This window comes from Azospirillum sp. FG154, assembly GCF_057809575.1.
In genome coordinates, this window is sequence record NZ_JBMDKF010000015.1 from 81,046 (window position 1) to 95,057 (window position 14,012).

Sequence of the window (14,012 nt, forward strand, 5' to 3'; positions counted from 1 at the left end):
ACGGCGTTGTGGGTCAGATGCGCGACTCCCATGGCAAAGCCTGTGCCAGAGACGGTTGCGCAGGATCCTGCGCCGTTCGGGCGTTCGCACGCTGGCTTGAGATTCCATTCAACGGCAAAACCGTCATCCCCGCGACGGCGGGGATCCAGGCCTATCCACAGGATTCGTCTTGCAAAGTCTGGATCCCCGCCGTCGCGGGGATGACGGGACATCACCAAAATCGGGCCAAAACCCTTCCAACAATCGCCCTAGGAATCCGTGGAGTTCACGCCGCCGGATCCCACGCCCGCGCCACCCAGCCCCTTTTTCAATCAATCGCCCAAAAAACAGACAAACCGCCCGTTCACGCGGCGATCAGCTCGAAGCGGTCCACATCGACCATGCCCCGGTCGGTGATCTTCAGATGCGGGATCACCGGCAGCGGCAGGAAGGCCAATTGCAGGAAGGGTTCGGCCAACGGGCAGCCCATGGCGCGGACGGCGGCGCGCAGGGCGCGCAATTGAACCTCCACCGTCTCGAACGGCTCCAGGCTCATCAGACCGGCCAGCGGCAAGGCCAACTCGCCGACCACCCGCCCGTCGCGGACGGCGACGAAGCCGCCTTGCAATTCGATCAGCCGGTTCACCGCGACCATCATGTCGGCGTCGCTGGCGCCGACGACGCAAATATTGTGGCTGTCATGGCCGACCGACGAGGCCAAGGCCCCCGCGCCGAAGCCGAAGCCCTGGACGAAGCCGCGCCCGATGTTGCGGTTGACGCCATGGCGGGAGAAAACGCAGATTTTCAGCAGATCGCGCGCCGGATCGGCCAGCATCCGGCCATCGACGACGGGAACCTCGATCCGGCGATGTTCGGTGATGATCTTGCCGGGCAGCAGCCCGATGACCGACTGCGCCGATCCGCCCGCCGGAACCGCGAAATCGCCAAGCTCCACCGGGTCGAGCTTCACCGAATCCAGCCCGACCGGCGCGACCGCCGGGCGGTTGGCGAAGCTCTCCGCCGTCACCACCCGACCGCCCCGGATCACCCGGTTGACCGCGCAGTCCTCCAGATCATCCAACAGCACCAGATCGGCGCGCTGCCCCGGCGCCACCAGCCCCCGATCGAACAGGCGGAAACCGCGCGCCGCCGACCAGGTGGCGGCGCGGTAGACATGGGCCACCGGCGCGCCCAGCTTGATGGCGCTGCGGATCAGATGATCCATATGGCCTTCTTCGGCGATGTCCAACGGGTTGCGGTCGTCGGTGCAAAAGCCCAGGAAGGGCGAGGTTTCCGGGCTGATGACGGAAGCCAGAGCGTGGACGTCCTTCGACACCGAGCCGTCGCGGATCAGCACCTGCATGCCCTTGCGCAGCTTCTCCATCGCCTCGGCGGCGCTGGTGGTTTCGTGGCAGTTGCGGATGCCGCAGGACAGATAGGCGTTCAATTCCTTGCCGGTGACGAGCGGGGCGTGGCCGTCGATGTGCCGCCCGTCAAAGGCCGCCAGCTTGTCGAGCACCCCGTCCACCTTGTGGAAGACGCCGGGGAAATTCATGAATTCGGCCAGCCCCAGCACCTTGGGATGGTTCATGTGGCGGACCAGATCGGGGGCCTCCAGCCGCGCGCCGGAGGTTTCCAGCTCCGTCGCCGGAACGCAGGAGGACAATTGAACGAACAGGTCCAGCACCGTGCCGCCCGCGCTGTCGAGGAAATAGCGCAAGCCCTGCTCGCCCAGCACGTTGCAGATCTCGTGCGGGTCGCAAATCGCCGTGGTGGTGCCGCGCGGCAGAACGCAGCGGTCGAACTCGCTGGGGGTGACGCAGGTCGATTCGCAATGCAGATGGGTGTCGATGAAACCCGGAACCACGGTCAGCCCGCGCCCGTCAATCTCCTCCACCCCATCATAAGATTCATAGGTGCCGACGATGACGTCGCCGCACAGCGCGATGTCGCCGTCAGCGATTTCCCCGGTCACGACGTTGAGAAAGCGTGTGTTTTTGATGACCAGATCGGCCTTGTGGTCGCCCAGCGCCTGCCCGATCCGCGTCTTCAGCCCATCCCGTCCAACCGTCATCGCCGTCGCCCCGTTCGTTTGCCCGCCTGTGCGGCAAGGTGGCGCGGCGGCGCGGCTCGCGCAAGCCTGCGTTCAAGATTCGCTTGGCAAACGCCGAGGGCTTGGGTTACGGTCGTCAGATGCAACACGCGCTTCTCCTCGCTTCGTCGGGCCTGTCCCGATATTTTGGCCGCTGGTTTCCACCGGCGGCCTAGGATCGCGCACACGTTGCCCCATCCCGAAGCCGCCCCAAGTCCTTGAGGCGGCTTTCGTGTTTCGTGTCCCCAGGCGGCGCGGCATCCAATCCAAATCACAGGACCGATCCACAGCGGATCACCGGGGCGGCCTCATCCTGATTGAATGAGGTTGTCATGTTCGATTTCGACGTCGTCACCGGCCCGACCCAAGCCCCCCAGCCCCCAGCCAGCGAACCCGCGCCGGCGGCGGACCCGGCCCCGTCCCCCGCCAAGGCGGACGCCCCGACGCCGTCCTGACCGGGAATTTCCCGGCATGACGGCGGCCAACGCCCGCCCGGAAAAACGTCCGAAAAAATTTCCGATGTCCGCGCAGGAGCCGCGCCCCCCGTCCGTATCCCTTCACACAGGGATGTCTGTGCAGGACGGGGCGGCGGGCCGCGTCGGAACGGAAAGGATGCCGGGTCATGGCCGACGATGCAGTCTCAAGCGTCAGCTCCATGGTGTCGAGCCTCAACGCCTCCATCGCCAACGCGGTGTCGGCGCTTCAGGCCTCGCAAACCACCAGTTCCGCCGACGAGGTGAAGACCTACGAGAAGACCGTCAAGAAATCGACGCTGAGCAACTCGGGCGCCGCCACCGACATCGGCATTCTCGCCAAGAACACCACCCGCCTGAACGTCGCCAGCACGCTGGCCGCCAACGACACCGTTGATTTCTACAAGTTCAAGACGACCAGCGCGGGCGAAGCGACCTTGGGCCATGTCGGCGACGACGGGGTGCACATCCAGTTGATGAACCGGCTGGGCACCGTTCTGGCCGACAGCGACCCCAACGCCGGGGGGCAGTATGATTCGTTCAAATCCTTGGAAAAGGGCAGCTTGTCGCTCGACAAGGGCGACTACACCCTGCGCGTCACCCGCGACAAGGGCGAGTCAGCCAAGGATCCGAAGAACTACGCCCTCCAGTTGGTGATGGGCAGCTACAGCCAGGATTACGACACCGTCGCCAAGCAACCCGCCAAAGGCGACAACCCGTTCCAGATGTCCACCGCCCAACAATCCATGCTGGACGGCCTGAACACGGCGATCAGCTCGATGAACTCGATCTCCTATGGTCAGACCGGCACTGAAAAACTGATGGGCAGCTTCAGCCTGTTCGTCTGAGCGTCGGCAATGCTATGAGGCGTCTCCCGCCCCGCCGCCGGAGACGCCCCCATGCCGTCCTACACCCTGCTCACCCCCGCCGATTGCCGCCGCGTCCCCTGGAAGAACGGTCTGGGGACGACCACCGAAATCGCCGTCGAGGCGCTGACCGCCGACCGCTTCCTGTGGCGCGTCAGCATCGCCGACGTCGCCGCGCCCGGCCCCTTTTCCAACTTCACCGGCTATGATCGGCTGATCGCCGTGATCGAGGGCGTCGGCATGACCCTGTCGGTGAATGGCGGCGCCCCGGTGGCGCGCCGACGTATGGAGTCGGCCTTCGCCTTCCCCGGCGAAGCGGCGGTCGATTGCGCTCTGCTCGACGGGCCAATTCGTGATTTCAACCTGATGCTGGACCGCGCCACCGCTAGAGGGGCCGTCACGTTGCTGAGCGGCGGGGATTGCCTCACGTCGGGCGACGCCGTGCTGGTCCATGCGCTGAACGGAAGCACGCGGGTGCGCCCCGCCGACGGCGACCCCATTCCGGTTCCTCCTGGCCACAGCCTGTTGCTGCGCGGCGTGACGACGGCCCTAGTGTCGGCTTCCGACGGGGCGGAGGCCGTCGTCGCCGAAATCCGCCGCCGCGAAAGCGGGGGCGCCCCCTGACCGCTTGACCGCGCGCCCGCATCTTTGTACTGTTCGGTCATGACTGGAACGAAAGGTACAAAGATGCGCCGTTACCTCATCCCCCATCTGCCCGCCGCGCCGCTGACGCGCAGCCTGCTCGCCGGGCTGGGGGCTGTTCTGGCCGTCGGTTTGGTTGGCGGCTTGAGCCTTCAGGTGGGAACGCCTTTGCTGATGGCGCCCTTCGGGGCCAGTTGCGTTCTGCTGTTTTCCGTGCCGGGCAGCCCGCTGTCGCAGCCGATGCACGTCGTCGGCGGGCATCTTCTCTCCACCCTGGTCGCCTTGGCGCTGCGTCTGGCCCTGCCCAACGAATGGTGGGCGGTGGCGCTGGCCGTCGGCTTGGCCATCGCCCTGATGGCGGCGTTCCGCGTCACCCACCCGCCCGCCGGGGCCGATCCCATCGTGGTGTTCGCCGCCGATCCCGGCTTTTCCTATCTGCTGACGCCGGTGTTGGCCGGGTCGGTCAGCATGGTGATGATCGCCGTGTTCTACCACCGGCTGACCAAAACCCCCTACCCGATGAAGCCCGCCTGATGGCCCGCAGCGTCGCTGAACGCGCCGACGTCCTGCCCGTTCTGGGCGAGCTGTTCCGCGCCCATGGATTCGAGGGGGCCAGTCTTGCCGTGATCGCCAAGGCCACCGGGCTTGGCAAGGGCAGCCTGTACAATTTCTTCCCCGGCGGGAAGGAGGAGATGGCGGCGGCGGTCCTCGCCAACGTCGAAGACTGGTTTGAAGCCAACCTGTTCGCGCCGCTGTCCGACGCGCCCGACGGGGCGGCGGCCATAGCGGCGATGTTCACGGCGGTGGACGGCTATTTCCGGTCAGGCCGCCGGATGTGTCTGGTCGGGGTCTTCGCGCTGGGCGACATCCGCGACCCGTTCGGCGCGCGGATTCAGGGCTATTTCCAGCGCTGGGTCGATGCTCTGGCCATCGCCCTGGTCCGCGCCGGACAGGACGCGGACGAGGCGCGCGGCGTGGCGGAGGAGGTGGTGGCGGGCGTCCAGGGGGCGCTGGTGATGGCGCGCGCCACCGACGATCCGGCGCTGTTCGGGCGCGTGCTCGACCGTCTGCGGCGGCGCTGCGGGCTGGCGGAATAGCCGCCGTCAGGCGGTTCCCAGCGGCTCCATCGTCGCCAAGCCGTCCCGCCCCTCCTCGCTCCGATCCGCGCGCGCCGCCGCCATGGTCAACGCCTGCCAATAGAGGTCGAGCAGCGGGGCGGGCATGCCGCCCTCCTCATGGCCGGGCAGCGGCAGAATGGCGGCGGCGTGGCCCAGCGCGGCGGCGGCCGCGTTCACGCTGCGCGTCGCCGCCTCGCCAATCAGGGACAGGGTGCGGGCCAGCGCCGCCGCGTCGAAGCGCAGCAAGGCCGGGGCGACGGTCAGTTGCGCCGCGCCGCCGCGCAGGCGGCCAATCGCCACATAGACGTCGAGCAGATCGGCGCGATCCTCCGGCCGCAACAGCGCGGCGACGACGCGGTTGCCGGTCAGCGCGCCGCCGCCGTCAAACTCGTACATCGTCGCACGTTCGGTCTGCCGCAAGCGGCCCAGCGGGTGGATGCGGGCGGTCAACGGCGCGGCGGTCAGGCGCGCGGCCTCGTCGAACAGGTCAGGGTGGCCGCCCTCGCTGAGCACCACCAGCGGGGCGTCGGTCGCCGCCGCCGTCGCCAGCAGGCGGGACAGGAAGGCCAAGGGGTCGGTCGGCGTCGCCGCGTCGCTGGCCGCGTCCGCCGCCGCGTCCTGCAACAGCCCGGCGCCCCGGCGCAGCATCGCCTCGGCAAAGCTGATGTCGGTGTCCATGGCGCCTCTCCCCCTTGTTCGCGGTTGGGGGCTGTTTGTAGGACAAGCGGGCGGGTCGGCTCAACCGTTTGCGCGTCAGTGGGGCGGATAGACGCTGGTCACGCCGGACAGGATGGTTTGCGCCGCCAGCGCCGCCAGCACGATGCCCAACACCCGGCTGACCGTGTGGATCACCGTGCGGCCCAGCATCTTGCGCACCATGTCGGCCCCCAGCAGGATCAACGTCACCCCGCCGATCACCGTCGCCGCCGCCCCCAGCACGCTGAGTTGCCCGGCTGCCGAGCCGCCGGAACGGTCCATCAACAGCAGGATCGAGGTGATGGCCCCCGGCCCGGCGATCAACGGCACCGCCAGCGGAAAGACGGCGAGGTCATGGGCGTCCTCGTCGGTCAAGGCCGCGTCGGCGTCACGCTCTTTTCGGTCGGAGCGTTTGCCGAACAGCATTTCAAAGGCGATCCAGAACAGCAGCGCGCCGCCGGCGATGCGGAAGGCGGGCATTTCGATGGACAGGGTTTGCAGCACCAGCTTGCCGAAATAGGCGAAGAAGACCAGCACGACAAAGGCGATGGCCGTGCCGCGATAGGCGATCATCCGCTTTTGCCGCGCCTCGAACCCGCGCGTCAGCGCGATGAACAGCGGCACCAGCCCCGGCGGATCGACCACGACGAAAAAGATCACGAGGTTGCTGATGTAATCGGACACGGGCGCGGCTCCTGTCGCAAGAGTGTCAAAGACCGGCGGCGGGCGGCGGCGTCACCGCGCGCAACAGGAGCCGGTCGGTGGTCAGAACCGGAAACTCCGTGACGTCGGCCATCGGCATCACGCGCGTTCCCTCGCCCGTTTGTCAAAAATCGCTTGGCCGACGCAATCATAGGCGCGGTCAGCCTGGGCGTCACGCCCCGTTCAGCGCCGGGCCGAAAGCGTCCAACCCGGCCAAACCGGCGGGGGTCAGGCGGTAGGTTCCGCGCGCCACCCGCTCGAACCAGCCATAGACGTCGCGTTGCAACAGGGCGCCGACGTCCTTCGGCGCTCCGGCGGCGCGCAGCGCCGCCACCGTTTGCGGCCCGTCGCGCAACAGCCGGGCGCAGCGCAAGGCGTCCTGGCGGTAAGCGGTGACGATGGGCACGCGGGTCGAGCCGCCCCGGTTGGGATCGCCGACCCGGCGCGCGTGTTCGCCCAGCAAGCGCGCGGCTCGCTTCTTGTCCTTGCGCGGAACATAAGGGACGGGGTCGAGCAGCACGGTGACGCGATGTCCCTCGGCCAGCGCCGGATCGACGATCATCAAGCCAACGCCCAGACGGCGGCAGAGCTTCTTGACGCCCGAATCCAGCGGCGACGCCCCGGTCGCCCGCCGCCCCGGCTGCGGCACCGCCAGATAGACCAAATCGGTCACGGCCAGCCGGTCCACCCCCTGAAGCACCAGATCCAGGGTGAAGCGCCGTTTCAATTCAACGATGACCGGCGGTTCGTCGCCGCGCACGGCGACCAGATCGCAACCCTTGACCTCGCCCTTCACGGCGTAGCCCTGCCCTTCGAGAAAGGCTTTCACCGGGGCGTAGAGGTCGGTTTCAGCGGCGACGGTCAAAAGTCGCCCGTCAGCACGTCGATGGCGCGGCGGATCTCCGAATGCGCGTCTTGCGCCGACGCCACAACGGCTCCGATCCTTGTGACCGGCAACGCGCCGATCTGGGGCGTCACGGCGACAAGCTCTTCGTCGCCCACACGGATGAACGGCATGATTCGGGCAATGGACCGATCAACCTCAGACGCTCTGAACAGAGGCACGACCGCGCGCGACCGATCAACGCCGACATAGTCGCCCTGCACGATCAGCAGATACGGGATGGGATGGGCAGGTTTGCCGCGAGCCGCCGGATTGAGGCAAACATCCAGAAAACGCATCAGAAAAACCGATCATCCTCACCAAAAACGCCCAGCCGGTCGACCATGGCGTCATAGGCGGCGAAGGCTTCCCGGTTTTCCTCGACCCATTTCTGGATCTCGGCGTCGGTCGCGCGGGGCTTTTCGCGCGCCGTCTTGGCCGCGCGCTCTTCGACCACGGCGCGGTGAACGGCGAAGCGGCTCATGACGGTCATCTCCTGCACCTTCAACATGCGGAGTATGGCCCATGAGCCGAACGCCGTCCAGAGACGCGGGGGCAGAAACGCGGGGACAGAGACGCGGGCTGGCGTTACGCCGCCAGCGTCTTCTTGCGCAGAATCTCCAGGATTTCCGCCGCCGCCTTGGGAATGTTGGTGCCCGGCCCGTAGATGGCCGCCGCGCCCGCCTTGTAGAGGTAATCGTAATCCTGCGGCGGGATCACGCCGCCGCACACCACCAGAATGTCGCCCGCGCCCTGGTGGCGCAGCTCTTCGACCAGTTGCGGCACCAGCGTCTTGTGACCGGCGGCCTGAGACGACACGCCGATGACGTGCACGTCGTTTTCCACCGCCTGACGCGCCGCCTCGTCCGGGGTTTGGAACAGCGGGCCGATGTCCACGTCAAAGCCGATGTCGGCGAAGCTGGTGGCGATCACCTTGGCCCCACGATCATGGCCGTCCTGACCCATCTTGACCACCAGGATGCGCGGGCGGCGCCCTTCCTCGGCGGCGAAGGCGGCGACGTCCTCCTGGATCTTCTTGAACCCGGCGTCGCCGTCATAGGCCGAGCCATAGACCCCCGACACCGAGCGGATGACCGCGACGTGACGGGTGAAGGCCTTTTCCAGCGCGTCGGAGATTTCGCCGACCGTGGCGCGGGCGCGGGTGGCGACCACCGCCAAGGCCAGCAGATTGCCCGACTTGTCCGTCGCCGCTTGAGTCAGCGCGTCCAACGCCGCGCGGCAGGCCGCCTCGTCGCGGCTGGCGCGGATGGTCTTCAGGCGGGCGATTTGCGATTCGCGGACGGCGGTGTTGTCGATGTCGAGAACGTCCACGCCCTCCGGGTTTTCCGGGCGGTATTTGTTGACGCCGACGATCACCTCTTCGCCCCGGTCGATGGCGGCCTGACGGCGGGCGGCGGCCTCCTCGATCAGCAGCTTGGGCATGCCGCTTTCCACGGCCTTGGTCATGCCGCCCAGCTCTTCCACGCGGGTAATCAGCTCCATCGCCGCCTTGGCGAGGCTGTGGGTCAGATTTTCGACGTAGAAGGAGCCGCCCAGCGGATCGACCACCTTGGTCACGCCGGTTTCCTCGGCGATGACCAATTGGGTGTTGCGGGCGATGCGGGCCGACGTGGCGGTCGGCAGGCCCAACGCCTCGTCGAAGGCGTTGGTGTGCAAGGACTGCGTGCCGCCCAGCACCGCCGCCATCGCTTCGATGGTGGTGCGGATGACGTTGTTGTACGGATCCTGCTCGGTCAGCGAGACGCCCGACGTCTGGCAATGGGTGCGCAGCGCCAGCGAGCGCGCGTCCTTCGGCGCGAATTTCTCCTGCATCAGGGTGGACCACAGCAGGCGCGCGGCGCGCAGCTTGGCGATCTCCATGAAGAAATTCATGCCGATGGAGAAGAAGAAGGACAGGCGCGGCGCGAATTTGTCGACCGGCAGCCCCTTCGACATCGCGGCGCGGACATATTCCAGACCGTCGGCGATGGTGAAGGCCAACTCCTGCACCGCCGTCGCCCCGGCTTCCTGCATGTGGTAGCCGGAAATCGAGATCGAGTTGAACTTCGGCATGTGCTGGGAGGTGTATTCGATGATGTCGGCGATGATCCGCATCGAGGGTTCGGGCGGGTAGATGTAGGTGTTGCGGACCATGAACTCCTTCAGAATGTCGTTCTGAATGGTGCCGCTCAGCTTGTCCTGGGACACGCCCTGCTCTTCCGCCGCGACGATGTAACCGGCCAGGATCGGCAGAACCGCGCCGTTCATCGTCATCGACACCGACATCTTGTCGAGCGGGATGTCGGCGAACAGGATCTTCATGTCTTCGACGCTGTCGATGGCGACGCCCGCCTTGCCGACGTCGCCGACCACGCGGGGGTGGTCGCTGTCATAGCCGCGATGGGTCGCCAGATCGAAGGCGACCGACAGGCCCATCTGCCCGGCCTTCAGGTTGGCCTTGTAAAAGGCGTTGCTGGCCTCGGCGGTCGAGAAACCGGCGTATTGGCGGATGGTCCAGGGCTTCACCGCGTACATCGTGCCGCGCGGGCCGCGCGTGAAGGGCGGGAAGCCCGGCAGCGTGTCGAGTTCCAGCCCTTCCAGATCGGCGGCGGTGTAGAGCGCCTTGACGTCCAACCCCTCCGGCGTCTTCCACACCAGCTTGGAAAGGTCGGCGTCGGCGCCGAGATCCTTGGCGGCCAGCTTGTCCCAATCGGCAAGGCTCTTCTTGGGGAACTCGGTCATCGACGCCTCCTGGTGGCTTCTTGTGCGCGTGGGCGGTCTTTGAAACCCATCCCCCGCCGCCGTTGTTCAGCGGCGAGGGATGGGTCGGTGCAGGGCGTTTCCAACCCCAGTTACGCGAATTCCACGATCTTTTGATCGACCGCCAGGCTGCCGCCCGGGGCTGCGTGGATTTTCGCGACCGTGCCATCCTGGGCGGCGCGCAGGATGTTTTCCATCTTCATCGCCTCGACCACGGCCAGCACTTCGCCCGCCTTGATCTCCTGCCCTTCCGTCACCGCCAGCGAGACCAGCAGGCCCGGCATCGGCGACAGCAGGAATTTGGACATGTCCGGCGGCGCCTTCACCGGCATCAGCGCGTCGAGACGGGCGGCGTTCGGCGTCAGCACCTTGACCATCGCCTGCGCGCCGGAATGGTGCAGGCGGTAGCCGACGCCAACGCGGTCAACCTGGATGCAGACATGCTCGCCGTTCACCGTGCCACGGAACAGCGGCTCGCCGATCCGCCAGTCGCTCCACACCGTGTGGTGTTTGCCGGCGATGTCCACCGTGTAACCGACGCGCTGCGGGCTGCCGTCGGCGGGGTGCAGATGGACCGGGTGCGGCGTTCCGTCCAGCACCACCACCCAATCGTCGCGCACCTTGACGGTGTTGCCCGCCATCTTGCCGGAGATCTGGATGTCGCGGTCGTTCAGGCTGCGGTGGATGACCGCCGCGACCGCCACCAGCACCGCCGGGTCTTCGGGCGGCAGATCGGAGGCGTGGAAGCCGTTCGGGTATTCTTCGGCGATGAAGTTGGTGGTCAGACGGCCATCGACGAAGCGCTGGTTCGCCATCAGCGAGGCCAGGAACGGGATGTTGTGGCTGACGCCTCGGATGTAATACTGGTCGAGCGCCTCGCGCATCCGGCCAATCGCCGCGTCGCGCGTTGATCCCCAGGTGCAGAGCTTGGCGATCATCGGGTCGTAGAACATCGAGATCTCGCCGCCCTCGAACACGCCGGTGTCAACCCGCACATGCGGATCGTCCGACGGCGGCCGGTAATGCGACAGACGGCCGGTGGAGGGCAGGAAGTTGCGGAAGGGATCCTCCGCGTAGACGCGCGCCTCGATGGCCCAGCCATGCAGACGGACGTCCTCCTGCTTGATCGTCAGCTTCTCGCCCGCCGCGACGCGGATCATCAGCTCGACCAGATCGAAGCCGGTGATGAGTTCCGTGACCGGGTGTTCGACCTGAAGACGGGTGTTCATCTCCAGGAAGTAGAAATTGCGGTCGCCATCGACGATGAATTCAACGGTGCCCGCCGACTTGTACTGCACGGCGTCGGCCAGCGCGACGGCCTGTTCGCCCATCGCCTTGCGGGTGGCGGCGTCCAGGAACGGGCTGGGGGCTTCTTCAATCACCTTCTGGTGACGACGCTGGATCGAGCATTCACGCTCGCCCAGATACAGGGACGTGCCCTGGCCGTCCGACAGAAGCTGAATTTCGATGTGGCGCGGCTGCTGGATGTATTTTTCGACGAACACGCGGTCGTCGGCGAAGCTGGAGCGCGCCTCGTTGGTGGCCGACCGGAAGCCCTCGCGCGCCTCCTCGTCGTTCCAGGCCACGCGCATGCCCTTGCCGCCGCCGCCCGCCGACGCCTTAATCATGACGGGATAGCCGATCTCGCGGGCGATCTTCACCGCCTCGTCGTCATCCGCGATGACGCCGAGATAGCCGGGAACGGTGGAGACGCCCGCCGCCTTGGCCAGCTTCTTCGATTCGATCTTGTCGCCCATCGCCCGCATGGCGTGGGCGTCCGGGCCGATGAAGGCGATCCCGGCGGCGGCCAACGCCTCCTGGAAGGCGGGCTTTTCCGACAGAAAGCCGTAACCGGGGTGGACGGCCTGCGCGCCGGTCTTCTTGCAGGCGTCGATGATCTTGTCGATCAGCAGATAGCTCTGCGCCGAGGCGGGCGGGCCGATGTGAACGGCCTCGTCGGCCATCTCGACATGCAGGGCGTTCTTGTCGGCGTCGGAATAGACCGCCACCGTCTTGATGCCCAAACGACGCGCCGTGCGGATGACGCGGCAAGCGATTTCGCCACGGTTGGCGATGAGAATTTTCTCAAACATGCGGCCAGCCCTCACAGCGGAATGTTGTCGTGCTTGCGCCAGGGGTTCTGGAGCTGCTTGTTTTTCAGCATGGACAGCGCCCGGACGACGCGGCGGCGCGTGCCGTGCGGCATGATGACGTCGTCGATGTAGCCGCGCGAGGCCGCCACGAAGGGATTGGCGAATTTCTGGCGGTACTCTTCGGTGCGCGCCTCAATCTTCTCGGCGTCGCCGATGTCGCCCCGGAAGATGATCTCGACCGCGCCCTTCGACCCCATGACGGCGATTTCCGCCGTCGGCCACGCATAGTTGATGTCGCCGCGCAGATGCTTGGACGACATCACGTCGTACGCGCCGCCGTACGCCTTGCGGGTGATGACCGTCACCTTCGGCACGGTGGCTTCGGCGTACGCGTACAGCAGCTTGGCGCCATGCTTGATGATGCCGTTGTATTCCTGGCTGGTGCCGGGCATGAAGCCGGGGACGTCCACCAAGGTCAGGATCGGAATTTCAAAGGCGTCGCAGAAGCGCACGAAACGCGCGGCCTTCTTGGAGCTGTCGATGTCCAGGCAACCCGCCAGAACCATCGGCTGGTTGGCGACGACGCCGACGGTCGAGCCGTTCATCCGGCCAAAGCCGATCAGGATGTTCTTGGCGTATTCCGGCTGAAGCTCGAAGAAATCGCCCTCGTCCACGATCTTGAGGATCAACTCCTTCATGTCGTAGGGCTTGTTGGGGTTCTCCGGCACCAGCGTGTCGAGCGAGAAATCCTCGCGGTCCAGCGGGTCGGCGCAGGGGCGGACCGGGGCCTTCTCGCGGTTGGAGGAGGGCAGGAAATCGACGAAGCGGCGCAGTTGCAGCAGCGCCTCCACGTCGTTTTCAAAGGCCAGATCGGCCACGCCCGACTTGGTGGAATGGGTGACGGCGCCGCCCAGCTCTTCGGCGGTCACGACCTCGTGGGTGACGGTCTTCACCACGTCGGGGCCGGTGACGAACATGTAGGAGCTGTCCTTCACCATGAAGATGAAGTCGGTCATGGCCGGGGAGTAGACCGCGCCGCCCGCGCACGGCCCCATGATGAGGGAGATTTGCGGGATGACGCCCGAGGCGTCGACGTTGCGCTGGAACACCTCGGCGTAACCGCCGAGCGAGGCGACGCCCTCTTGGATGCGCGCGCCGCCGCTGTCGTTCAGACCGATGACCGGGGCGCCGACCTTCAGCGCCTGGTCCATGATCTTGCAGATCTTCTCCGCATGGGCTTCGGACAGCGAGCCGCCGAACACGGTGAAATCCTGGCTGAAGACGAAGACCAAACGACCGTTCACCGTGCCGTGGCCGGTGACGACGCCGTCGCCGGGAACCTTCTGGCTTTCCATGCCGAAATCGATGCAGCGGTGTTCGACGAACATGTCGAACTCCTCGAACGACCCTTCGTCCAGGAAGAGGTCGATGCGTTCGCGCGCGGTCAGTTTGCCCTTGGCGTGCTGCCCGGCGACGCGCTTTTCACCGCCGCCCAGCCGCGCGCCGGCGCGCATGGACTCCAACTTGGCCAGAATGTCTTGCATCGGGCGTTCCCAATCCTGTCGTCGCGTCCTGATTGTCCGCCCCGGTTGCGGCAGACGCGTTCCCTCACCGGATCGACGCGGATTATTCACAAACTTCGCATGGGTTCAAACACGCTCTTCGCAAAAACGTGTGAAGTTGCGAATGTCTTTGCAAAACAGGCTTT

At 66.3% G+C, this 14,012-nt stretch carries 14 protein-coding genes; 5 read left to right on the forward strand and 9 right to left on the reverse strand.

The genetic code is table 11. From position 1 onward, the window contains the following. Positions 1–343: 343 nt before the first annotated feature. Complete coding sequence (ade, locus tag ACODS4_RS17685; protein WP_488865957.1) at positions 344–2,053, reverse strand: adenine deaminase; 1,710 nt, start codon at positions 2,051–2,053, stop codon at positions 344–346. Between the two features lie 350 nt (positions 2,054–2,403). Here ade and ACODS4_RS17690 point away from each other — a divergent pair, with 350 nt between their 5' ends. The 5 genes from ACODS4_RS17690 (at position 2,404) to ACODS4_RS17710 (ending at position 5,149) form a co-directional block, all read left to right on the forward strand. Next, on the forward strand, positions 2,404–2,526 hold the full coding sequence (locus ACODS4_RS17690) for a hypothetical protein (RefSeq protein WP_488865959.1): 123 nt from the start codon (positions 2,404–2,406) through the stop codon (positions 2,524–2,526). A gap of 167 nt (positions 2,527–2,693) precedes the next feature. Continuing rightward, positions 2,694–3,392 carry a hypothetical protein gene (locus tag ACODS4_RS17695; protein ID WP_488865961.1) on the forward strand — a complete coding sequence of 233 codons (699 nt, stop codon included), beginning with the start codon at positions 2,694–2,696 and terminating at the stop codon, positions 3,390–3,392. 51 nt (positions 3,393–3,443) lie between these two features. Further along, complete coding sequence (locus tag ACODS4_RS17700) at positions 3,444–4,034, forward strand: HutD/Ves family protein (protein ID WP_488865963.1); 591 nt, start codon at positions 3,444–3,446, stop codon at positions 4,032–4,034. A 63-nt stretch (positions 4,035–4,097) separates the two neighbouring features. After that, on the forward strand, positions 4,098–4,586 hold the full coding sequence (locus ACODS4_RS17705; protein WP_488865964.1) for an HPP family protein: 489 nt from the start codon (positions 4,098–4,100) through the stop codon (positions 4,584–4,586). Beyond that, positions 4,586–5,149 carry a TetR/AcrR family transcriptional regulator gene (locus ACODS4_RS17710; protein ID WP_488865966.1) on the forward strand — a complete coding sequence of 188 codons (564 nt, stop codon included), beginning with the start codon at positions 4,586–4,588 and terminating at the stop codon, positions 5,147–5,149. Before ACODS4_RS17705 ends, ACODS4_RS17710 begins: the two co-directional genes overlap by 1 nt. 6 nt (positions 5,150–5,155) lie before the next feature. On the opposite strand, the gene ACODS4_RS17715 is transcribed toward ACODS4_RS17710, so the two are convergent. The 8 genes from ACODS4_RS17715 to ACODS4_RS17750 all read right to left on the reverse strand — a co-directional run bounded on the left by ACODS4_RS17715 (position 5,156) and on the right by ACODS4_RS17750 (position 13,848). After that, positions 5,156–5,848, reverse strand: a complete 693-nt coding sequence (locus tag ACODS4_RS17715) for a hypothetical protein (RefSeq protein ID WP_488865968.1) — start codon at positions 5,846–5,848, stop codon at positions 5,156–5,158. Positions 5,849–5,923: 75 nt separating this feature from the next. Further along, entirely contained in the window at positions 5,924–6,550 is a 627-nt protein-coding gene (locus ACODS4_RS17720) for a MarC family protein (protein WP_488865970.1), read from the reverse strand. Positions 6,551–6,740: 190 nt separating this feature from the next. Beyond that, positions 6,741–7,433, reverse strand: a complete 693-nt coding sequence (locus tag ACODS4_RS17725) for a DUF2161 domain-containing phosphodiesterase (RefSeq protein WP_488865971.1) — start codon at positions 7,431–7,433, stop codon at positions 6,741–6,743. Beyond that, positions 7,430–7,750 carry a CcdB family protein gene (locus tag ACODS4_RS17730; RefSeq protein ID WP_488865973.1) on the reverse strand — a complete coding sequence of 107 codons (321 nt, stop codon included), beginning with the start codon at positions 7,748–7,750 and terminating at the stop codon, positions 7,430–7,432. The genes ACODS4_RS17725 and ACODS4_RS17730 overlap by 4 nt, the downstream gene beginning before the upstream one ends. Further along, a complete protein-coding gene (locus tag ACODS4_RS17735; RefSeq protein ID WP_488865975.1) occupies positions 7,750–7,935 on the reverse strand; it encodes a type II toxin-antitoxin system CcdA family antitoxin in 186 nt (61 codons plus the stop codon). Before ACODS4_RS17735 ends, ACODS4_RS17730 begins: the two co-directional genes overlap by 1 nt. A 104-nt stretch (positions 7,936–8,039) precedes the next feature. Beyond that, the gene (gene scpA / locus ACODS4_RS17740) at positions 8,040–10,193 is read right to left on the reverse strand and encodes a methylmalonyl-CoA mutase (RefSeq protein WP_488865977.1); all 2,154 of its coding nucleotides are present in this window, start codon (positions 10,191–10,193) and stop codon (positions 8,040–8,042) included. Between the two features lie 110 nt (positions 10,194–10,303). Next, entirely contained in the window at positions 10,304–12,304 is a 2,001-nt protein-coding gene (locus tag ACODS4_RS17745; RefSeq protein ID WP_488865979.1) for an acetyl-CoA carboxylase biotin carboxylase subunit, read from the reverse strand. 11 nt (positions 12,305–12,315) lie between these two features. Further along, complete coding sequence (locus ACODS4_RS17750) at positions 12,316–13,848, reverse strand: acyl-CoA carboxylase subunit beta (RefSeq protein ID WP_488865981.1); 1,533 nt, start codon at positions 13,846–13,848, stop codon at positions 12,316–12,318. Between the last annotated feature and the right edge of the window lie 164 nt (positions 13,849–14,012).